At 71.7% G+C, this 20,706-nt stretch carries 20 protein-coding genes; 8 read left to right on the top strand and 12 right to left on the bottom strand.

All coding sequences use genetic code 11. From position 1 onward, the window contains the following. Positions 1–152: 152 nt before the first annotated feature. The 3 genes from FV234_RS06455 to mnmA form a co-directional block, all read right to left on the bottom strand. Positions 153–950 (bottom strand): VTT domain-containing protein, encoded by a 798-nt coding sequence (locus tag FV234_RS06455; RefSeq protein WP_147828445.1) that lies wholly within the window; start codon positions 948–950, stop codon positions 153–155. Continuing rightward, the gene (locus FV234_RS06450; RefSeq protein WP_147751834.1) at positions 947–1,597 is read right to left on the bottom strand and encodes a class I SAM-dependent methyltransferase; all 651 of its coding nucleotides are present in this window, start codon (positions 1,595–1,597) and stop codon (positions 947–949) included. The genes FV234_RS06455 and FV234_RS06450 overlap by 4 nt, the downstream gene beginning before the upstream one ends. A gap of 81 nt (positions 1,598–1,678) precedes the next feature. Beyond that, positions 1,679–2,836 carry a tRNA 2-thiouridine(34) synthase MnmA gene (gene mnmA / locus FV234_RS06445; protein ID WP_147828444.1) on the bottom strand — a complete coding sequence of 386 codons (1,158 nt, stop codon included), beginning with the start codon at positions 2,834–2,836 and terminating at the stop codon, positions 1,679–1,681. Between the two features lie 264 nt (positions 2,837–3,100). On the opposite strand from mnmA, the gene FV234_RS06440 reads away from it, so the two are divergent. The 8 genes from FV234_RS06440 (at position 3,101) to FV234_RS06405 (ending at position 10,845) form a co-directional block, all read left to right on the top strand. Continuing rightward, positions 3,101–4,438 (top strand): flagellar hook-length control protein FliK, encoded by a 1,338-nt coding sequence (locus FV234_RS06440; protein ID WP_147828443.1) that lies wholly within the window; start codon positions 3,101–3,103, stop codon positions 4,436–4,438. A gap of 12 nt (positions 4,439–4,450) precedes the next feature. After that, positions 4,451–5,131 carry a flagellar hook capping FlgD N-terminal domain-containing protein gene (locus FV234_RS06435; protein ID WP_147828442.1) on the top strand — a complete coding sequence of 227 codons (681 nt, stop codon included), beginning with the start codon at positions 4,451–4,453 and terminating at the stop codon, positions 5,129–5,131. Positions 5,132–5,223: 92 nt separating this feature from the next. Next, positions 5,224–5,499, top strand: coding sequence for a DUF1153 domain-containing protein (locus FV234_RS06430; protein WP_147728884.1), 276 nt, complete (start codon positions 5,224–5,226; stop codon positions 5,497–5,499). A gap of 220 nt (positions 5,500–5,719) precedes the next feature. Next, positions 5,720–7,330, top strand: a complete 1,611-nt coding sequence (fliF, locus tag FV234_RS06425; RefSeq protein WP_147828441.1) for a flagellar basal-body MS-ring/collar protein FliF — start codon at positions 5,720–5,722, stop codon at positions 7,328–7,330. Between the two features lie 50 nt (positions 7,331–7,380). Then, complete coding sequence (locus FV234_RS06420) at positions 7,381–8,433, top strand: flagellar motor switch protein FliG (RefSeq protein WP_147828440.1); 1,053 nt, start codon at positions 7,381–7,383, stop codon at positions 8,431–8,433. Beyond that, the gene (locus tag FV234_RS06415; protein ID WP_147754028.1) at positions 8,430–9,041 is read left to right on the top strand and encodes a FliH/SctL family protein; all 612 of its coding nucleotides are present in this window, start codon (positions 8,430–8,432) and stop codon (positions 9,039–9,041) included. The genes FV234_RS06420 and FV234_RS06415 overlap by 4 nt, the downstream gene beginning before the upstream one ends. Before the next feature lie 17 nt (positions 9,042–9,058). After that, complete coding sequence (fliN, locus tag FV234_RS06410) at positions 9,059–9,397, top strand: flagellar motor switch protein FliN (RefSeq protein WP_147754029.1); 339 nt, start codon at positions 9,059–9,061, stop codon at positions 9,395–9,397. An 83-nt stretch (positions 9,398–9,480) separates the two neighbouring features. Then, positions 9,481–10,845 (top strand): sigma-54 dependent transcriptional regulator, encoded by a 1,365-nt coding sequence (locus FV234_RS06405; RefSeq protein ID WP_147762252.1) that lies wholly within the window; start codon positions 9,481–9,483, stop codon positions 10,843–10,845. On the opposite strand, the gene FV234_RS06400 is transcribed toward FV234_RS06405, so the two are convergent. From FV234_RS06400 to FV234_RS06360, 9 genes are all read right to left on the bottom strand, one after another. Then, complete coding sequence (locus tag FV234_RS06400) at positions 10,836–12,110, bottom strand: ATP-binding protein (RefSeq protein ID WP_147828439.1); 1,275 nt, start codon at positions 12,108–12,110, stop codon at positions 10,836–10,838. The two genes, FV234_RS06405 and FV234_RS06400, sit on opposite strands and share 10 nt — an antisense overlap. An 18-nt stretch (positions 12,111–12,128) precedes the next feature. Continuing rightward, on the bottom strand, positions 12,129–13,115 hold the full coding sequence (locus FV234_RS06395; RefSeq protein WP_238272158.1) for a lysylphosphatidylglycerol synthase domain-containing protein: 987 nt from the start codon (positions 13,113–13,115) through the stop codon (positions 12,129–12,131). A gap of 248 nt (positions 13,116–13,363) precedes the next feature. Continuing rightward, positions 13,364–14,023, bottom strand: a complete 660-nt coding sequence (locus tag FV234_RS06390) for a uracil-DNA glycosylase (RefSeq protein ID WP_147828438.1) — start codon at positions 14,021–14,023, stop codon at positions 13,364–13,366. Then, entirely contained in the window at positions 14,010–14,768 is a 759-nt protein-coding gene (locus FV234_RS06385; RefSeq protein WP_147828437.1) for a PIG-L family deacetylase, read from the bottom strand. Before FV234_RS06385 ends, FV234_RS06390 begins: the two co-directional genes overlap by 14 nt. Before the next feature lie 4 nt (positions 14,769–14,772). Then, on the bottom strand, positions 14,773–16,008 hold the full coding sequence (locus tag FV234_RS06380; RefSeq protein ID WP_147828436.1) for a glycosyltransferase family 4 protein: 1,236 nt from the start codon (positions 16,006–16,008) through the stop codon (positions 14,773–14,775). After that, the gene (locus tag FV234_RS06375) at positions 16,005–16,871 is read right to left on the bottom strand and encodes a sugar phosphate isomerase/epimerase family protein (protein ID WP_147828435.1); all 867 of its coding nucleotides are present in this window, start codon (positions 16,869–16,871) and stop codon (positions 16,005–16,007) included. The genes FV234_RS06380 and FV234_RS06375 overlap by 4 nt, the downstream gene beginning before the upstream one ends. Continuing rightward, a complete protein-coding gene (locus FV234_RS06370; protein WP_147828434.1) occupies positions 16,868–18,457 on the bottom strand; it encodes a YcaO-like family protein in 1,590 nt (529 codons plus the stop codon). Before FV234_RS06370 ends, FV234_RS06375 begins: the two co-directional genes overlap by 4 nt. Then, on the bottom strand, positions 18,454–19,476 hold the full coding sequence (locus FV234_RS06365; protein ID WP_147828433.1) for a Gfo/Idh/MocA family oxidoreductase: 1,023 nt from the start codon (positions 19,474–19,476) through the stop codon (positions 18,454–18,456). Before FV234_RS06365 ends, FV234_RS06370 begins: the two co-directional genes overlap by 4 nt. Next, the gene (locus FV234_RS06360) at positions 19,476–20,660 is read right to left on the bottom strand and encodes a methyltransferase domain-containing protein (protein ID WP_147828432.1); all 1,185 of its coding nucleotides are present in this window, start codon (positions 20,658–20,660) and stop codon (positions 19,476–19,478) included. Before FV234_RS06360 ends, FV234_RS06365 begins: the two co-directional genes overlap by 1 nt. Between the last annotated feature and the right edge of the window lie 46 nt (positions 20,661–20,706).

Raw genomic sequence — 20,706 nt, 5'->3', positions numbered from 1 at the left:
TCCCGACGCCGCCCGCATCCCCGCCGGGACGGCGGCATCGACAAGCCTCGTAGCGCGCGCGCCTGCGAAGCGTCGAGGGGGCATCGCCAGCGGGACCGGCGCCGGCGCGCGTTTTCAGTACGCAAACGCGAGGGTCGGCGCGGGTCTCCCGGTCATTGCGCGCCGCGCCGGACGAAGCGCCGGCGCAGGACGATCGAGAGCAGCGCGAACAATCCGAGGCCGCCGAGGCCGACCACCATGCGCGGCGTGACCAGGGCGCGGAAGCTCAAGGCGTTCTCGCAATCGGTGCCGCCGGCCGAGAGGCATGCCACCTTCGCGTCCGCATGCGCGGCGACCACGTCCTCGATGCCGGCGCCGGTGGCGGCGTAGACGAAGGCTCCCGGCAGCAGGCCGCAGGCGGTCGCCAGCACGAAGGTGCGCAGCGCGACGCCGAAGGCGGCCGGGGCGAGGTTGGTCATCCAGAACGGGAACAGCGGCAGCAGCCGAAGGAACACGACGTAGCCGAAGGCGTCGTCGCGGAAGCCCTCGGCCAGCGCACCGAGCCGCGGCCCGGCCACCCGCCGCAGCAGGTCCGAGGCCGGCCCGCGGCCGATCGAGAACACGATCGCGGCGCCGGTGGTGGCGGCGCAGACCGCGACGAGGGCGCCGGCGACGATGCCGAACAGGAAGCCGCAAACCATCGTCAGGATCAGCGTCGCCGGCACCGAGACGACGACGGCGGCGACGTAGACCAGGTAGGCGAGCACCAATGCGCGCGGACGGTCGGCCTCGACGAAGGCGCGCAGCCATTGCCGCGACTCCAGCAGCCGGTCTAGGCTCAGGAGCTGCGACGCGCCCGAGACCAGCACCGCGATCGAGAGCGCGATTAGCAGGGCGAGCGGCAGCCAGCGCCACAGCCGGCGCCGGGCTGAGGGCGGAGGACCGGGCGGCGTCGCGCCGTCCGCGATCACGCCGGCTTTCGCATCCGCAGGATCTTGAAGAACCCGCCTGGGAAGGTCGGCGCGACGCCGATGAACTCGACGCCGTTGCGCCGGGCCCAGGCCTCGATCCGCGTCGACTTGAAGTCCGAAGACCAGCCGATCTTGGTGCAGAGCGGCGCGACGATCTCCTCGACCTTGGCCACCGGCCCCTCGGTCTGCCCGAAATGGTTGGCGAGCACGATGCCGCCACCGGGCCGGACCACCCGCAGGAACTCGGACAAAGCCGCTTCCGGGTCGGGCACGAGGGTGATCAGGAACTGCGCCACCACCGCGTCGAAGGAGGCGTCGGCGTAGCCGAGGCGGCAAACATCCATCACCTGCAGGCCCTTCACGTGGGCGAGGCCGCGGCGCTGTACCTTACGGCGTGCCCGCTTCAGCATGTCCTCGGAGAGGTCGACGCCGCAGACGAAGCTGGTGCGCGGGTAGTAGCCGAGCGACAAGCCGGTGCCGACGCCGGCCTCGAGGATCCGCGGGCCGCTCTCGGCGGCGGCGGCCACCGCGGCGCGGGCCGCCGGCTCGGTGAGCTTGTCGTAGACCACGTCGTAGACCGGCGCCCAGCGGGCATAGGCCTTGCGCATCAGGGCGGTGCTCGGCCCGGCCTCCGGCTCGCTCAGCATTCAGGTTCTCTCGTGATTTTCGAGGGGATGATCGGTTCGGGCCGCGGCGGATCGGGCGGCTCTTATCAGGCAGCTCTTGTATCAGGCGGCTTTCGCGGCGTCCGCCGAGGCGGCGGCCACCCGCCGGATCGTACCGCCGCCAAGGACCTGCGCGCGCGGGGCCTCGTCCGCGTAGATCGCGCAGGCCTGCCCCGGCGAGACCCCATCCTCGGGGACGGCCAGGACGACCTCGGCGGTGTCGGTCGCGGGGTCGTAGTCGAGCCGCGCGGGGCGGGGCTCGCGGGTCGAGCGCACCCGCACAGCGACGGCCATGTCGGAGACCGGGCCTGGAGCCCCGAGCCAGTTCACGTCCGTCAGCCGGATGCGGTGCGTCGCCAGCGCCGCCCGCGGGCCCACCACAACGCGGGCGGTGTCGGGCTCCAGCCGGACCACGTAGAGCGGCTCGGGCGAGGCCAGGCGCAGGCCCCGCCGCTGCCCGACGGTGTAGTGGATGATGCCCTCGTGACGCCCGAGGGCGTGGCCGTCGAGGTCGACGATCTCGCCGGGGCGCGCGGCATCGGGGCGGAGCCGCGCGATCACGTCGGCGTAGCGGCCCTGCGGCACGAAGCAGATGTCCTGGCTGTCGGGCTTCTCGGAGACGACGAGCTCGAGCTCGCGCGCCAGCCGCCGGGTCTCGTCCTTCGGCAGCTCGCCGAGGGGGAAGCGCAGGAAGTCGAGCTGACTCTGCGTGGTGGCGTAGAGGAAGTAGCTCTGGTCGCGCGCCGGATCGAGGGCGCGATAGAGCGCGCGACGACCGCCCTCCCCCGGCAGCGCCCGGCTCGCGACGTAATGGCCGGTGGCGAGGCAGTCGGCGTCGAGGTCGCGCGCGGTGGCGAGCAGGTCGCGGAACTTGATCGAGCGGTTGCACTCGACGCAGGGGATCGGCGTCTCGCCGGCGAGGTAGCTCTCGGCGAACCGGTCGATCACCGCGTCGCGGAAGCGGTCCTCGTAGTCGAGGACGTAGTGCGGGATGCCGATGCGCTCGGCGACGCGCCGGGCGTCGTGGATGTCCTGGCCGGCGCAGCAGGCCCCCTTGCGGTGCGTCGCCGCGCCGTGATCGTAGAGCTGCAGGGTGATGCCGACGACGTCGTAGCCCTGGCGCTTCAGCAGCCCGGCCACGACGGAGGAATCGACGCCGCCGGACATGGCGACGACGACGCGCGTCTCGTGCGGAGGCTTGGCAAGGTCGAGGGAATTCATGGCGCCGGGTCTGACGGCGGCGCGGGCCTTCTTAAGGTCCCGCCGCCCAGGGCTGTCTATAGTGTGTGTCGCCCGGCGTTTCCAGGGCGCGGCCCGCTCCGCGGGCGCCTTGAGCCGGCAAGTCCTGCCGGGCACACGGCAGCAACCGCCCTCGCCCACCGCGCGAACTGCTCGATCGGTCTGAGAAAAATCAAACTTATCAGTGCCTTGAACAATTTCCGGCGCTGGCCTGCCGTTTGCTCCTATCGGTGCAGGAGGCCGGGCATGGCAGTTGGGACGATGGATTTCGTGGATGCGACCGCGTGGGCCTCCGCCCGCACGGCGACGCGCGACACGACGGATGCGGCGGCGGCCCGCGCCCGCTTCGGCCGCGACCTCGACGCGGCGACCGCCAAGGACGACGCCCAGGCCCGCAACGCCGCCGAGCGCGGGCGCAGCGCCGACGCCGCCGCGCTCGGACGCGCCGACCGCGCTAAAGCTGCCGACCTCGCCTCAGCCGACGCCAAGGCCGCCCGGGCGGCAAGCCAATCCGCTGCTGCGACCCGCGACGCGCCCGCCGCGCCGGCAAAGGCCAGCCCACATCGGACGGGTTTTGGGACGCCGCGTCCCGCGACGGCTTCGACAGGAACCGTGACCCGCGGCGCCGACACGGCGCGGCCCACGGCCGACGCGCCATCCAAGACCAATTCGACATCGGACGACGGCAAGGCGGACCCAGTTACCGCGGCCCCGGAAAACGCCAAGACGAAGGCCGAGGCGCCCTCGTCCGACGCGAAGGCTGCCGATCCGAAGGCGCCCGAGACTCTACTCGCGGCCCCGACGGTCGCGCTCATCCTCGATGCTCCACCACCAGCCCTGACCGGCCGCTCCGCGACGCCACCTGCTGCCGCCGCCGCAGAAGCGGCCTCCGCCGTCGGCATCGCCGGGACGGCAGCGGGCGCCGCTCCGGCCGAGGCCGCGGGCCGGCCGGGCGCTGCGGCGAGCGCGAAGGGCGACGACGCGGTCGCGGGAACGGATGCGGGTGCCGCGCCTGCGACCAAGGCCGACCTGTTCGCCGCGCTGACCGATGTGGCCTCGGCCGGGCCCGGCACCCCGGATCCGGTCGCCAGGACCCAGGCCGCGTCTTCTGGTCAGGCGTCGGCCGCCGCGGACAAGGCTCCGGTCGCGGCGGCCGCGCCGCCCGTGCCGCTCGGACAAGTCCCGATGACGATCGGACTGCGCTCGCTCGCCGGTTCGAGCGAGTTCCAGATCCGGCTCGATCCGCTTGAGCTCGGCCGCGTCGACGTCACCCTCGACATCGACAAGGACAAGGGCACCGTGACCACGCATCTCGTGGTCGAGCGCGTCGAGACCCTGGCGATGCTCCAACGCGACGCCGGCAGCCTGCAGCAGGCGCTGGCCCAGGCCGGGCTCGACCCGTCGCAGGGCGGCATCACCATGTCGCTGCGAAGCGACGGCGGCTCGGGCGGCGAGGCCGCGCAACGCGACGGCCGGCCCGGCCGCGGCAACGCCCTGCCCACCACCCCTTCCGACGCCGCCGTCTCGGAGGTCGCGCCCCTGCGCACGCTCCGCGGCCTGAGCGGCCTCGACATCCGGATCTGAGGAGGCCCACCGATGACCAGCGGCATTTCCAGCCTGACGAGCGCGGCCGCCTCCAGCGCCGCGGGCAAGACCGCCGACAGCGCGACGCTGGCGAGCAACTTCACCCAGTTCCTGACCCTGCTGACGACGCAGCTCAAGAACCAAAACCCGCTCGACCCGATGGACACCAACCAGTTCACGCAACAGCTGGTGCAGTTCGCCCAGGTGGAGCAGCAGCTGAAGGGCAACGACCGCCTCGACAGCATCCTGGCCAACAGCAAGGCGGCGAGCTCGGCCTCCGCCACGAGCTACATCGGCAAGAACGTCACCACCGACGGCACCACCGCCGACCTCAAGGACGGCTCGGCGACCTGGAACCTGACGCCGGCGCGCGACGCGACCAAGGCGGTGGTGACCATCTCCGACTCCAAGGGAAACGTCGTCGGCACGCAGACGACGTCGCTCGCCGCCGGCAGCCAGACCTTCTCGTGGAACGGCAAGAACTCGTCGGGCCTCGCGGCGCCGGAGGGAACCTACACGATCAAGGTCTCGGCCTCGGACGCCACCGGCGCCACGGTGCAGGTCGCCACGGCGATGAGCGGCAGCGTCGACAAGGTCGACCTCAGCGGCGCGAGCCCGGTTCTGATCATCGGCACCTCGCGCGTGCCCCTGTCCAGGGTCACCGGGATCGGGTTGTCCACAACCTCGAGCTGACGAATCACTTCCGAGTGATCCGCTTCAACATGTTTTAAGCTCGCGCAAGTAGGTTGGTGTCTCGACAGGTCAGTCGAGTTGTAGAGCGTACCATGACCGAACCGCACCGCCCGAGAGTGAAATACGTGATCGGGCCAGATGGAAGTCCACTGACGATCGCCGACCTGCCGCCTACGAGCACCCGTCGATGGGTGATCCGCCGGAAGGCCGAAGTGGTTGCCGCCGTCCGCGGCGGCCTCCTGAGCCTGGAAGAGGCCTGCCAGCGCTACACCCTCACCACCGAGGAGTTCCTCAGCTGGCAGTTCTCGATCGACCAGCACGGTCTTGCCGGCCTGCGCACCACGCGCATCCAGCATTACCGCCACTGACTCGACCCCGTGCCCCGTCCGACGCGGTCCAGTCCGCGCGGTCGACGCCGGTTTCACGCGAAGCCGTATCCGCCACCCCGCGGATGCGGCTTCGCTGCGTTCCGGGCTTCGCGTGGGACCAAGCCCTCCACTTCGTTAACCACACGCTAACCACGGCCTGGGCAAATTCTGCCGGGTGGCGCCGTCGTCGGCGCCCCCCAGGGGTGGGTGCGTAACAGCCGTGAAGCCGGTTCTCGATCTCGTCACCAAGCTCGGACCGGCGCGCCTCGCGGCGATGGCCGCGGTGACGCTGACGCTGATCGGCTTCTTCGCCTTCGTCATCCTGCGGGTCTCGCGCCCCGACATGGGCGTGCTGTTCGCCGACCTTTCGGCCTCGGATGCGGCCGCGGTCGTGCGCGACCTCGACGCCCGCGGCATCCGCTACGAGACCAAGGGCGACACCGGCCAGACCGTTCTGGCGCCGCGCGCCGACCTCCCGCGCCTGCGCATGGACCTCGCCGGCAAGGGCCTGCCGAGCCAGGCCGGCGTCGGCTACGAGATCTTCGACAAGGGCGACGCCTTCTCCTCGACCAACTTCGTCCAGAACGTGAATCACCTGCGCGCCCTCGAAGGCGAGCTGTCGCGCTCGATCCGGGCGATCGGCCGGGTCCAGGCCGCCCGCGTCCACCTCGTCATGCCCGAGCGGCGCCTGTTCGAGCGCGACCGCGAGCAGCCGAGCGCCGCCATCGTCCTGAAGCTGATGGGCGACCTCGACGCGGGCCAGGTCCGCGCGATCCGGCACCTGGCGGCCTCCGCGGTCGAGGGACTGAAGCCCGAGCGCGTTTCGATCGTCGACGAGCGCGGCCGGCTGCTGGCCGACGGCGCCCGGGGCGAGCAGGGCGAGGCCGGCGCCTTCGAGGAGAAGCAGACCGGCCTCGAGCGCCGCCTGCGCTCGCAGATCGAGGAGATCGTCGCCGGCATCGTCGGGCCGGGCCGGGCCCGCGTGCAGGTCTCGGCCGAGCTCGACCTGAACCGCGTCGAGAGCCGGTCTGAGACCTTCGACCCCGAGAGCCGGGTCGTGCGCTCCAGCCAGACCCGCACCGAGGCCTCGCAGACCGCCAACTCCGAGGGCTCGGTCAGCGTCGGCAACGAGCTGCCGGGCGCGAACCAGGACAAGGCGCCGGCGCCCAAGGATTCCTCGAACAAGAACGAGGAGACCACAAACTACGAGATCTCCAAGGTCACCCGGACCGAAGTGGTCGAGGGCGGCCGGGTGAAGCGCCTCTCGGTCGCGGTGCTGGTCGACGGCGCCTACGTGCCGGGCGCCGACGGCAAGGTCGCCTACCAGCCCCGCCCCGCCGCCGAGATCGAGCGGATCGCCGCCCTGGTGCGCAGCACCGTCGGGTTCGACAAGGCGCGCGGCGACCAGATCGAGGTGGTGAACCTGCGTTTCGCCGAGGCGCCGGCGCCAGCCGACTTCGTCGAGCCGACGCTGGTCCAGTCGCTGCTCAGCCCGAGCAAGGAAGACCTGCTGCGGATTGTGGAACTGGGCGTGCTCGCGCTGCTCACCCTGATCGTGTTGATGGCGGTGGTGCGCCCGCTCCTGCGCCGCGTGCTCGCCTCCGACCCGTCGGCGACGCCGATGATCACGGTGGTGGCCGGCGCAGGGATCGAGGCCGCCGCCGACGGCACCATCCTGGTGCCCGAGAGCAAGACCGCCAAGCTCATGGAGTTCGCCAAGATCAACGGGCAGATCCAAGCCGACACGGTGCAGCGTGTGGTCGACATGGTCCGCGCCAGCCCGTCCGAGACTGTGGAGGTCCTGCGCAACTGGATCCAGGAGACGCCGTAGGCGGTGTGGTTCGAGCGAAGATTTCGGTGGCTTGAGGAGAGAACGGGACGATGGCGGGGGGTACGGGACTGGGTCAGAGCTTGCAGGATCTCGGCGGGACGACGTTCGCGTCGATGCCCGGGCCCCAGCGTGCCGCCGCCTTGCTGCTGCTCCTCGGCGAGGCCGAGGGCGCGCCGATCTGGCAGCGCCTGGAAGAGGACGAGATCAAGACGGTCTCGCACGCCATGGTCCAGCTCGGATCGCTCGAGGCCGAGACCGTCGAGAAGCTGATCATCGACTTCGTCTCGCGGCTCTCGAGCGGCGGCGGCATCACCTCGAACTTCGAGCGCACCGAATCGCTGCTGCTGAAGATCTTTCCCACCGAGCAGGTCTCGTTGATCATGGCCGAGATCAAGGGCGCCTCGGGCAAACGCGTCTGGGCCTCGATCGCCCAGGTCGACCCCGAGATCCTCGCCGCGTTCCTGCGCAACGAGTACCCGCAGACCGTGGCCGTCGTGCTGTCCAAGGTGCGCTCCGACTACGCGGCCAAGGTGCTCACCCTGCTGCCGGAGGAGTTCGCCATCGACGTGCTCAACCGGATGCTGCGGATGGAGACGGTGCAGAAGGAGGCGCTGCGCCACATCGAGGAGACGCTGCGGGTCGAGTTCGTCGCCACCATCGCGCAATCCGCCCGCCGCGACGCGCACGAGATGATGGCCGACGTGTTCAACGCCTTCGACCGGCAGACGGAAAGCCGCTTCCTTGCCGCCCTCGACCAGGGCAACCGCGGCTCGGCCAAGCGCATCCGCGAGTTGATGTTCACCTTCGAGGACCTGCTCAAGCTCGATCCCGGCAGCGTCCAGACGCTGATGCGTTCGGTCGACAACGAGACCCTGTGCCGGGCGCTGAAGGGCGCCGACGAGCGCGTGCGCGGCTTCTTCCTGGCGCAGATGTCGACGCGCGCCGCCAAGAACCTCACCGACGAGATGGGCTCGATCGGCCCGATCCGCCTCAAGGAGGTGGACGAGGCCCAGGCCAAGATGACCGAGCTGGCCAAGGACCTCGCCGACAAGGGTGAGATCATGATCGCCAAGAACAGTGCCGAAGAGGAGCTGGTCTATTGAACGCCCGATCCAGCGCGACCACGACGCCGTTCCTGTTCGAGACCGACTTCCGGCGGCCGCAGCCGAGCCGCGAGAGCATGCGCGCGGCCGAGGCCGCCGACGAGGCCGCTTCCCAGGCCCACGCCCGCGGCGTGCAGGAGGGCCGCGCCCAGGCCGAGGCGCAGGCGCAGGCGCGCCTGTCGGACGCGATGACCCGCCTGTCGCTCGCCGCCGCCGGGCTCATCGCCCAGGCCGACGCCCGCGACGCCGAGCGCGAGGACCAGGCGGTCGAGGTGGCGGTGCTGCTCGCCCGCAAGATCGCGGGCGACGCCCTCGACGCCCGGCCGCTGGCCGCGATCGGCGAGGCGGCGCGCGCCGCCCTGCAGCACCTGCGCGGCGTGCCCCACCTCGTGGTGCGCGTCCACGACGGGCTGGTCGAGGAGGCCGAGAGCCTGATGAAGCGCTTGGCGCGCGAGCGCGGCTACGAGGGCCGCCTGGTGGTGCTGGGCGATCCCGACATGCCGTCGGGCGACGCCCGCATCGAGTGGGCCGACGGCGGGATCGTGCGCGAGCGCGCCCGCATCGAGGCCGCTGTGCTCGATGCCCTCGGCACGTCCGTCGAACCCTGAGCGATCGAAAGAACCCGATGTCCGACGATTTCAGCCTGCCGCAGCTCGGCGACCAGGACCCGTCCTTGGCGGGCGAGGAATCCATCCGCGACACGCCGACCACCCCGAAGAGCGCCTCCGACCTCGAACAGCTCTTCGACGTGCCGGTGATGGTCTCGGCGGTGCTCGGCGCCGTGCGGATGCCGATCGGCGACCTGCTGCGCCTCGCCCCCGGGGCGGTGCTCGAGCTCGACCGCAAGGTCGGCGAGGCGGTCGACATCTTCGTCAACAACCGCCTCGTCGCCCGCGGCGAGGTCGTCCTGGTCGAGGATCGCCTCGGCGTGACGATGACCGAGATCGTCAAGGGCGACCGCTGACCCCCTGAAATTCGCGCCTAGCGCTCCGCCCTCGACGGCGGGGCGGCCCGCGGCGCCACGACACCTGGAACGGAGACACCGCGATGCGGCTCTTGATCATCGGACGGCTCAACGGCGAGCTGATCACCGCCTCGAAGATCGCGATGAACCGCGGCGCGGCGGTGACGCAAGCCGACGGCGTGGCGCAGGGGATGAACGTCCTGCGCGCCAAGGGCGCCGACCTCGTCATGATCGACGTCGGGCTCTCGATCCGCGACCTCGTCGCGGCGCTCGCCGAGGAGCGCATCCGCACCCCCGTCGTCGCCTGCGGCGTCACCACGGACGCGAAGGCCGCCGTGGCCGCGATCCAGGCCGGCGCCAAGGAGTACATCCCCCTCCCCCCGGACCCGGACCTGATCGCCGCCGTGCTCGAGGCGGTCTCGGCGGACGGGCGCGCCTTCGTCTGGCGCGACGCGTCGATGGAGAAGGTGGTGCGCCTGGCCGAGCAGATCGCCCGCTCGGAGGCCTCGGTGCTGATCACCGGCGAGAGCGGCACCGGCAAGGAGGTGCTGGCGCGCCACGTCCACCAGAAGTCGGCGCGTGGAAACCGCCCGTTCGTCTCGGTCAACTGCGCCGCGATCCCCGAGGCCCTGCTCGAATCCGAGCTGTTCGGCCACGAGAAGGGCGCCTTCACCGGCGCCGTCGCCCGGCGCATTGGCCGGTTCGAGGAGGCCAACGGCGGCACGCTGCTGCTGGACGAAATCTCGGAGATGGACGTCCGCCTGCAATCCAAGCTGCTGCGGGCGCTGCAGGAGCGGGTGATCGACCGCGTCGGCGGCTCGGCCCCGGTCAAGGTCGACATCCGCGTGCTCGCCACCTCGAACCGCAACCTCGCCGAGGAGGTCCGCAAGGGCACGTTCCGCGAGGACCTGTTCTACCGCCTCAACGTGGTCCACCTGCGGCTGCCGCCCTTGCGCGAGCGCCCGGCCGACATCCTCGAACTCGCCGCGCACTTCGCCAAGAAGTACGCCGAGGTGAACGGCGTGCCGGTGCGGCCGCTCGGCCGCGCCGCCCAGGAGATGGTGGTCAAGAACCCGTGGCGCGGCAACGTGCGCGAGCTCGAGAACACCCTGCACCGGGCGGTGCTACTCGCCTCCGGCCCGGAGATCGGCGCCGACGCGATCCTGACGCCGGAGGGCGATTCCATCGCCGCGCCGGTCGGCGCCGCGACCCGGGCGGCGCAGGTGGCGGAGGCCGCCACCCGCGGCCTCGTCGGCCGCACGGTGGCGCAGGTCGAGTGCGACCTGATCCTCGACACCCTCGACCACTGCCTCGGCAACCGCACCCATGCGGCCAAGATCCTCGGCATCTCGATCCGGACGCTGCGCAACAAGCTCAACGAATACGTCGGCTCGGGGCTCGATGTGGCCGAGCCCGGCTGCGCCCGGGCCATCGCCGCCTACGGCTGATCTGCGGCGTCCGTTGGCTCGGACGCTTCCCGCGCGCGGTGCTCGGGCAAGGTGACCCGCACCACCGTGCCGGCGCCGACTTCGCTCTCGAAGGCGAGGCGGCCGCGGTGGCGGTTGAGGCTGTGCTTGACGATCGCGAGCCCGAGGCCGGTGCCGCCCTTCTGCCGGCTCGACGCCACGTCGATCCGGTAGAAGCGTTCGGTGAGGCGCGGCAGGTGCTCCGGGGCGATGCCCGGCCCGTCGTCGCGCACGCTGAGCACGATGCGGCTGCCGTGCAGCGCGTCCCGCGTCCGATCCAGGGCGACGACGACGCCGCGGCCGCCGTACTTCACCGCGTTCTCGATGAGGTTCTCGACGACGCGGAGCAACTCGTCCGGCTCGCCGAGCACCGGGTACGCCCCCTCGCCCGCTTCCAGGGTGATGGCGACGCCGCGGGCGGCAGCGAGCGCGCCCTGCGCGTCGACCATCTGGCGGGCGATCGTGCCGAGGTCGACCACCTGCGTCGGCGCCACGTGCTCGCGCAGCTCGATCCGCGAGAGCGAGAGCAGGTCGTCGATCAGCCGGGTCATGCGCTGCGCCTGGCTGTGCATGATGCCGAGGAAGCGCTCGCGCGCCGGCGCGTCGGCCCGCGCCGGCCCTTGAAGCGTCTCGATGAAGCCCAGCAGCGAGGCCAGCGGGGTGCGCAGCTCGTGGCTGGCGTTGGCGACGAAGTCGACCCGCATCGCCTCCAGCCGCCGCGCGGCGGTGAGGTCGCGCAGGAACAGGACCACGTTGGGCTGGCCGCCGTCCGGCATCGGCAACGCGCCGATCTGTACCTCGAAGGCGCGCTCCGTCGGCACCCGGACGGCGTAGGTGGTCTTCGAGGGCGCACCCGTGCGCAGGACCGCCTCGACCGCGTCGAGTACGTCCGGCGCCCGCAGGGCGAAGGAGAGCGGGTGGCGCAGGCGCAGCGTCGGGAGCAGGGCGCGCGCCGCCGGATTCGCCTCGATCACCACCGCGCGGCGATCGACCAGGATCACCGGGTCGGGGATGTTGGCGAGCAGCGCCTCGGCTACCGCGTGGCGCTCGGTCTGCCGCAGGCTCGGCGCGGCGGCGATGGCGTCGCGCCCGCGGGCAGCAAGAACGCCGCCGACGCAGACGGCCGCGAGGCCCGCGGCGATCAGCGGCCCGTCGAGGAGGTCGCGATGGTAGGCGAACAGGCCGACGAGCGACACGGCCGTCGCGGCGCCGGTCCAGGCCGCCCGGCCGATCGCGCGCTCAGGCATCGCCGGGGCCGCCGCGGATCACGGGTCTCCGCGCGAACGGCCCGCCCGTTTCACGATCTCGTAGGCGCCGAGCATCGCCAGCGCGGTGACGAAGGGGACGACGTAGTAGCAGATCCGGAACAGCAGCAGCGAGCCGAGCACCTGCTCCCGCGGCAGGCTCGACAACGCGAGCAGGATCGTCGCCTCGAACACGCCGAGGCCGCCGGGCGCGTTCGAAGCGATGCCGAGCATCGCGGCAAGCACGTAGATCGCGAGGAAGGTGGTGAAGCCGATCGCGAGGCCGGCCGGCATCAGCACGTAGAGGACGGCCGCCGCCGCGCAGACGTCGCCGATGCCGACCACCATCTGCCCGAGGGAGACCGATGCGCCCGGCAGCTCCAGGCGCCATTGCCGGATGGTGACGTGCCGGCGCTTGGCCGAGACCCAGGCGAGATAGCCGAGTACCAGCGCCAGCGCGAACAGCCCGACGCCCTGGTTGATCCGGATCGAGGTGAAGGCGAGGCCGGCGAGCTGGCTCGCCTCGATGATCAGGCTTAAGCCCAGCACGACGCCCATGCCGAGCCAAAAGGTGAAGCCCGCGATCACCGTCAGCGCCGCGATCTTCGCAGCCGTGAGCCCCTGGCGCGAGTAGATCCAGTAGCGGATCGTGCCCGCCGTCAGCAGCGGGAACCCGAGGGTGAAGCTCACCGCGTAGCTCGTGAACGAGGCGAGCGCCGTGATCCGGTAGGGCACCGTCACCCGCAGCTGCCGGAGCGCCAGGGCATCGTAGCCGGTGAGGAAGAGGTAGCTCACGAAGACGAACAGGAAGGCGAGGCCGAGCTGGTCGGAACTCGCGTCGACGAAGGCCTTGCGCAGGTCCGCCCAGGTGACGGTCTGGACGAGCTTCCACAGGACGCCGAGCGAGACGGCGAACAGGATGATGCTGGCGGCGGTGCCGAGCCACGCGTAGCGGCTGCGCGAGCGCTTGCTCGCGGCGCCCTCGGCCGCGGTCGTTGCGTCGGGCAAGGTCGTCCCGGTGGGATCCCGCTCGGCATGATCGCGCGTTCCGCGATGTTGGTCGTGGACGTTCATTCCGATCGGCGTCCGCCTCCGCCGGATATCCCGCCCGGCCGGCGAGCGGGCCGCGGGTTCGATGCCGGATGTTTCGGGCCGTTGCCCGTTGCCCCGCATGTAGGACCATCGGCGCTCCAAGGCCAGCGACGCGCGTTCGGCGATCCAAGTTCAGCCACCTGTGGCCGGCGACCGCGATGGTCTCATCCGGGCGCTGCCCCGCCGCTTCTCGCCGCGCCGCATGTCCGCAGGATGACGCCGGCCTGCCTGAGCCCGGCGCGGATGCGCGAGGCCACCTCCGGCGCGGTGCAGACGTAGGTCGGGCTCGGATGCGGGATCATGAGCACCGGGAGGTCCGGCCGCAGTGCAGCGATCGTGTCGCCGGCCATGCCGGCGACGCGGCCCGCGAGCACGACGACGGCGAGGTCGGGCAGCAGCGCGATGAGCGGAGCGAGGCATGGCGCGGCCGCCTTGATCTCCGAGCGGCGCGGCGCCCGGTTCAGCGCGCCCTCGGCATGGATCACGAAGGGGATCGCGTTCCAGATCAGCGTGTCGACGCGGGCGATGTCCGCCTCCGCCAGGAAGCGGAACAGGTTGGCCGCGGTCCCGGTCGGGTTGTCCCGCGAGACGAATCCGGTGCGCCCGATCGCCGGCCCCGGAGTCTCCAGCAGGAGCAGTAGGCGCGCGCGGACGCCGCCGTCGAGGGGGTCCGGATCGGGCGCGGGCGCTCCGAACTCCGCGGCGATCCGGGCCGCCAGCACGCGCAGCGGCGCGACGTGGGCGCCGTCGCGGAGCGTGCGCCGCGCCGCCAGCGCCTCCGGGTCGGCGAGGCTCTTGGGCGTCGCCGGCTCAGGCGGCCGCATCGAACCCGGGGCAGTCGTCGGGCAGGATGCCCTCGACCGCGAAGCGCTCGCGCCCGGCCTCCGCGCCGAGGCGCTTCACCAGCCCGGCCAGGCCGCCGAACTGGAAGCCGAGTTGCGACGCGTAGGCCGCGCAAGCCTCGGCCTTGGCCGCCTGCGCGCCCGCGTCGAGGACGATTTCGCGGACCGGCAACCCGGCGAAGGCGCTGGAGAGCGGGGCCTTCGGCACCGCCTGGCGCACGGTGTAGGGGAAGTCGCGCCACCACAGCATCGGGCGATCCAGCGCGATCCTGCGCAAGGCCGCGACCACCTGCAGGTGATCGACGTGGCCGCCGATCGCTTGCGGCGCGAGGATCAAATCCGGCGCGGTCTCCGCGATCAGCGCCCCGAAGGCCGGGGCCAGGTGTTCGACGACCGCGTCGTCGGCCCGGACCTCGGCGAAGAGCTCCGGTGCCGAGCCGTAGCCGCGGTGGGGGGCCTCGCGGAACGGCAGGTGGCGCACCTCGACCCCGAGGTGGGCCGCCGCCGCCGCGTCCTCGGCGCGGCGCAGGCGCATGTAGTCCACCGACGCGTCGAGCCCCTTGTCGAGCTGGCAGGCGAGCGCGAACCCGGCGGGTTCCGCGACGCTCTGGGTGAACACCGTCGCCATCACCACGCGCCAGCCGGACGCGGCCAGCGTCGCCAGCGTCCCGCCGCAGGAGAATGCGGCGTCGTCGAGGTGGGGCGAGAGGGCAAGCGCTGTGGGCATCGGTCTAAAGCAGGTGCGGCTCGGCCCGGAACCGGCAGCTTGGATCATGCGGGAGCGTGTTCGAGAAGCCCGTCGCCGGCGTATCGCGGACGATGTCGCCGTAGACCGCCATGATCTGCCGGCCGACTGCCGTCCACGAATAGACCCGGCGGCATTCCGCCAGACCGGCCCCGGCGAGACGGCGGCGCAAGGCGGCGTCGGTGACGATCCGCGTCAGCGACTCGGCGAGCGCCGGCACGTCGCCCGGCATCGTCAGCAGGCCGTTCTCCCCGTCACGCAGGCAGTCCGAGACGCCGACCGCGTGGCAGGAGACGACGGCGAGGCCCGCTGCCATCGCCTCGAGGATCGTGTTGGAGAAGCCTTCCGCATAGGTCGGCGATACGAACACGTCGGCCTGTGCGTAGAGGGCCGGCACGGCGTCGTAGTCGGCGTAGCCGGTGAAGCGGATCTCGTGTTCCCCGAAGTCGAGTTCGGCCGACAGGGCCTGAGATGAATCCACGTCGGGGCCGATGCCGGAGATCGTGGCGGCGAACGGTGTACCCTGCTCGCGCAGGATCGCCAGGGCCCGGATGAAGTCGAGCACGCCTTTCCGGCGGTCGACGCGGCCGTGATAGAACAGGCGGATCGGACCGTCATGCGGCGCAGGCAAGCCGTCGCCGCCTCGAGTGAAACGAGCGGTGTCGACCGCGCCGGGCACGATGGTGAAGCGCGCCGGATCGGACCCCAGCCGCTCGCAAACCTCGTCCACGAACGAGGCGCCGCCGATCAGCAGGGCGTTGGCGTGGGCCAGCACCTCGCACATCGCGACGCGGTGGGTCTCGCAGCACGACCCGACCCAGTGCCCGTCGCCGCCCTGGATCGAGACCACGTTCGGAACGCCGAGCGCCTTGGAGGCCAGGAGCACGGCCCAGCCGGTCGGGTAGCCGTACTGCGCGTGCAGCACGTCGAAGGGTTTGGCCGCGTGCTCGGCGCGGATCGTCGCGACCATCATGTCGATGTCGCGCTCGAAGTCTCCGTCCGTCTGCTCGCCGACCTGTTCGAGGCCGATCACCCGCACGCCCGGGACCGGTGGCGGCGGGCCGCCGCCGTAGACGCGGGTGCCGAAGGCGTCGCCGCGATACTGCGAGATCATCGTCACGTCGTGGCCGGCCTGGACCAGCTCCCGCAACAGGTTCTGCGCGTAGACGCTCATGCCGGAAATCGCCGGGAAGTAGCGCCGGCTGACGAAGCAGATCCTCATTGCCGCCGGGTCTCCTGGTCGTCCGGGAGGGCCGGCCCGTCGCGCCGGCAGCTGCGGAGGTAGTCGAGGGAGGCCGGGATCATCGCGTCGGCGCGGTGGCTCTCGCGCGACAGCTCCACGCAGATCAGCCGGTCGAAGCAGATCGCCTCCAGGGCGTCGAGGATGCCGGGCACGTCCATGTCGCCCTCGCCGAAGGGCAGGTGGATGTGCTCGCCCCGCTTCATGTCTTCGATCGCCACCGTGCCGACGCGGCCGGCGAACTCGTGGACGGCCGCCGCCGGGTCCCGCTCGCCGGTGACGAGGCAGTGGCCGGTGTCTAGCGCGAGCCGCAGGCCCTCGACCTTGAGCGCAGCGAAGTCGTCCAGCGTCTCGATCAGCATGCCCGGCTCGGGCTCGAGGCAGGGCACGACGCCCTTCACGGCGGCGTAGGCGACCACTTCGGTCAAGCCGTCGACGAGCCAGCCCCGCGCTTCGGCTGGGTCGATTCCGGGTTTCGGCACGCCGGCCCAGAACGAGACCGCCTCGGAGTTCAGCATCGCGCCGATGTCGATCGCGCGCTTGAGGAAGCCGATGCGGCGCGCGCGCGCCGTGGCGTCGGCGGTAACCAGCGTCGGCTCGTGCTTGGCGCGCGGGTCGAGGAGGAAGCGGGCGCCGGTCTCGATCACCGAGCCGAGCTCCAGCTTTTCCAGGCGGCTCGCCACCCGGCCGGCTTCCGTTGCCCACCCCTCGGCGAACGGGTCGAGGTGGTGGATGTCGAGCGTCAGCGCGACGCCATCGTAGCCGGCGCCCTTGATCAGGTCGATCGCATCGTCGAGGCGGTGGTTGGCCGCGCCGTTGGTGTTGTAGGCGAAGCGCAAGCTCATGCGGCCCTCCCCTGCTGCTCCAGGCGGAACGGGGCGTGGTGCGATTCCGGTTCGCGGTAGAGCGGATAGTGGCTGCCTACGATCGATTCCGCCAAGGCGGTGTCGAACAGCGGCTGGCCGCCGAACCGGTCCAGCGCCTCCGGCGTCAGGCGAACCGGCAGCAGGGTCTCGCTCGGCGTGCCGAACTTGATCAACGGGTGGTCGCGCTCGATCAGCTTGCGCGCGTTGCGCTCGCCGATGCGGTAGTAGCTCATGGTCTCGACTTCGAGCCCCGGCACGATCGCCTTGACCACGCCGACGGCGCCGCCCGCGGGCGAGCAGTCCACGTAGAGGATGTCGAACCCTGCCTGCTCCAGGCGTTCGCAGGCGATCTCTCCGCGGGCGTGGCCGTCGGCGGCCGGGGTCGTCGGCAGGTCGGTGAACGCCTTCGTCGCGCGCTCGGAATAGACCGTGTCCTTCAGGACGTCGCGCAGGCCCTCGGGCGGCAGCACGATCCATTCCAGCATCGCCTTCAGGGCGCGGCTCTCCTCCAGGTCGAGGCTCGGCAGCGCCTTCTCGATGAAGGCGCCGACGTAGCCCGGCGGCGTCACACGCTCGGCGAAGGCCAGCGGTCCGTGGCCGAAGGCCTTGCGCACGCGGGCGGCCTGGAACTCCAGCAGCGCCTTGCGCAGCGCCCGCTCGCGGTCCGGGTCGCAGGCCTCGCCGCAGGCCGACAACGCGATCGGTACGGGCGTGTCGGCGGGGTTCTTGTCGTAGCCGACGACGTAGAGGTTGGTCAGCCCGAACTGGTCGGTGGCGAACTTCGGCAGCGCCCGGATGCCGAGGGCGTCGAGGCGGTCGAGCATCGCCTGCGTCTCAGGACCCAGGCCCTGCGAGACGTCGAGCATCACGCCCTGGTCGAGCGCCCGGAACAGCAGGCCATTGCCGTCGCGCTGAAGCAGTTCCAATACGCCGTGGCCGAGGGCGAACGGCACGTCCGGGCCGGCGCCGAGCCCGTTGGTGATCAGGTTGGTGAAGGGCTTGTAGCCCTCCGACAGCTCGAAATAGTCGGTGGCCGCGATGTCGAGCGGCATCAGCACGATCTCGCCGGTCTTGGCCCGCGTGGCGGCGGTCCATTCCATCACCGTGCCGCGCCCGACCGGCGAGCCGGCCGGAAGGCAAAGGGTCAGCGGGTCGGCGACCGAACCGGCGCCGTAGACCCGCACGAGGTCGTCGTAGCTCGCGCGCTCCTTCTTGCGCGGCATCACCGCGAGCGACGGCATCAGGTTCTCGGCGATCTCGGCCACCGCGCCGATCAGCGCTTCGTCGTCGGTGGCGCCGTAGCCGATGCCGGAGGGCATCGCACCGACGAAGAACGGGTCGTCGAGGAACAGCGAGACGAACCACACCGGGATGCCGGTGCGGTCGAGGGGCGCCAGAGGAAAGCCGACGATCCGCCCGGGCGGCAGGATGTCGAGATAGGCCCGCACCGGCTCCGGCAGGTTCTGGGGCAGGCCCTCGATCTTGCGCGGACCGCCGAAGCCGTAGGGACGCGGCGCCTTGATGCGCGGATCGCGGGCCCGGGTGTCCTGGTCGTTCTCGGTCACGTGTTCGATCCGTCTGCTTGTGACGCGGCGCCATAGGCCCGCGCGATCAGCCGCATGGTGTGGAGGTCGCGCGCCGCCGAGTAGGCGTCCCGTTCTGCGGGCCGCCTGAGCGCCGAGCCGAAGGCCCGCACCTGCTCGGTGAAGGGCGACGCCTCGGCGTCGAAGGCGACGGGCTCCGAGCGGCCGGTGGCCCCGTCGGTGAAGGACACGGTGCCGCCGGCGGTCTGCCCCATCGTGTCGATCGCGGTGAGCAGGCCCTTGGTGCCGACCACTTCCAGGCGGCGGCGCGGCAGCGCGTCGGGGCAGTTGTAGGCGACGTTGAGGCTCGCCAGCACGCCGTCCGCCGTCCGGCCGATCAGCAGCGCGCCGTCGTCGACCGCGTAATCCTGCGCACGGATCTGCGTGAGGGCCGTGATGTCCACCAGGGACTCGCCGAGGAGGTAGTCGACGAGGTCGATCCCGTGCGGCGCCAGGTCCATCAACGCGCCGCCGCCGGCTTGGGCAGGGTCGATCCGCCAGTTGTCCTGGCCGGGACAGGCGGCCCAGTCGCGCCCGAGCCAGCAGGCGTAGACGATGCGGATCGCCGTCACCGTGCCGAGCTGGCCTCGCGCGATCCGGTCGCGCATGGCGCGATGGCCGGGATGATGGCGCTGGTCGAACGCCGTGCCGTAGAACGCGCCCCCACGCCCGACCGCCTCGGCCATCGCCTCGGCGTCGCGCAAGGTCGCCGCCATCGGCTTCTCGCACAGGATCGCCTTGCCGGATGCCGACAACGCCTCGACCGCCTGGCGGTGGAGGTGGTTCGGCGTCGCCACGTACACAGCTTCGACCTCCGCGTCGGCGATGAGGCGGTCCAAGCTGTCGTAGGCGCGCGCGCCCTCCGCTTCGGCGGCGGCGCGCGAGGCTGCGCCCGGATCGCACACCGCGACGAGCCGGTGGTCGGCCCCGCGGATGCCCGGCGCCATGTAGTCGCGGGCGACCCAGCCGTAGCCGACGATGCCCCAGCGGACCGCATCCATCACCAGCGCTCCGGCAGATCGACGAATTCGCGGCTGCGCACCCGTCCGACCTCCGGCGCCGCGACGCCGCCGGCGAAGACCAGGCCTTCGGGACCGTCCGACCGCAACGGGTAGGTGACGGACCGGGCGTATTCCGCCTCGTAGCGTTCCGACGGCCAGACGATGCGGTATGCCCCCGCCGCGTCGCGGCGATAGAGCGGGTTGAGGACGAGGTCCGCGCCGGCCTTCGGCAGCGTCAGCCCGTCGATCACCGAGCGCGGAGCCGGCCGCATGCCGGGGCCGGCGACCACGGAGAAGGCCTCGCAGCCGCGGAGCTCCGACGGCGCCCGCGGGCTCGGCGCCCGCGCCGCGGCGAGCGCCGCGGTCAGCTCGTCGTCGTCGTAGACGAGGGCGTCGGGGAACAGCTCCGCGATCTCGTCGGCCGAGACCGCGCGGCCGGCCGAGAAGCCGGGCCTGTCGCTGTTGTGGATATGGCTGAGCGCGAGCCAGCCGTCGTCGCCGGCGTTCTGGCGCAGGTTGTCGAGCAGCGTCGCCTTGTCGTCGAGGAAGTAGAACGCGTCGTTGCAGACGACGAGGTCCACCGGCGCGCCGGGGATCGGCCAATGCTCCGAGCCGGCGTCGAAGCAGACGAGCTGCGCACCGGGCCCGACCACCCAATGCCGGGCGACCCAGAGTTTTGCGAAGACCACGTCGGCCCCCGCCACCTTGCAGCCGCGCTGCTTCAGGGTCCGCAGGTAGTGACCGATGCCGCAGGCGAACTCGAAGACGCAGATCGGATCGTTCCAATGCGCTTCGAGCAGGGCGAGCCCGGCGAGATAGGTCGGGTCGCTCCAGCGATGCAGGAAGTAGTCGCCGACGCGGCCCCAGCCGAGCAGGCGGACGGCATCGCGCAACGTCGCCGTCGCGCGGCCGGCGATCAGCTCGGCGAGCTCGGCCGGGTCGGCCAGCGGGCCGGTCCACCAGTCGTCCTGGTCGGCGAGCAGCAGCGCGAGCGCGGCGTCTGCCTCCTTGGCGTCGAGGTGGACGAGGGCGCGGGCGACAAGGTCGGCGCGGCCGATGCGAAGGTACGGGATGCCGTCGATCACCGGCCAGCGCTCGTTCGCCTCGGCATCGCGCAGGGAATGCGCGCTGTCGGGCTTCAAGGCGTTGCCGGTCGTTGGCGACCGCAGGTCGAAGGGGATCATCGCAACTCTGATGCCGCCTGCGCGGTCATGGCGGGGACGTCATGCG

Source organism: Methylobacterium sp. WL8 (genome assembly GCF_008040045.1).
GTDB classification, from domain to species: Bacteria; Pseudomonadota; Alphaproteobacteria; order Rhizobiales; family Beijerinckiaceae; genus Methylobacterium; species Methylobacterium cerastii.
Note: the sequence above shows the minus strand (reverse complement) of the source record. Positions and strands in the feature narration are given on the sequence as shown.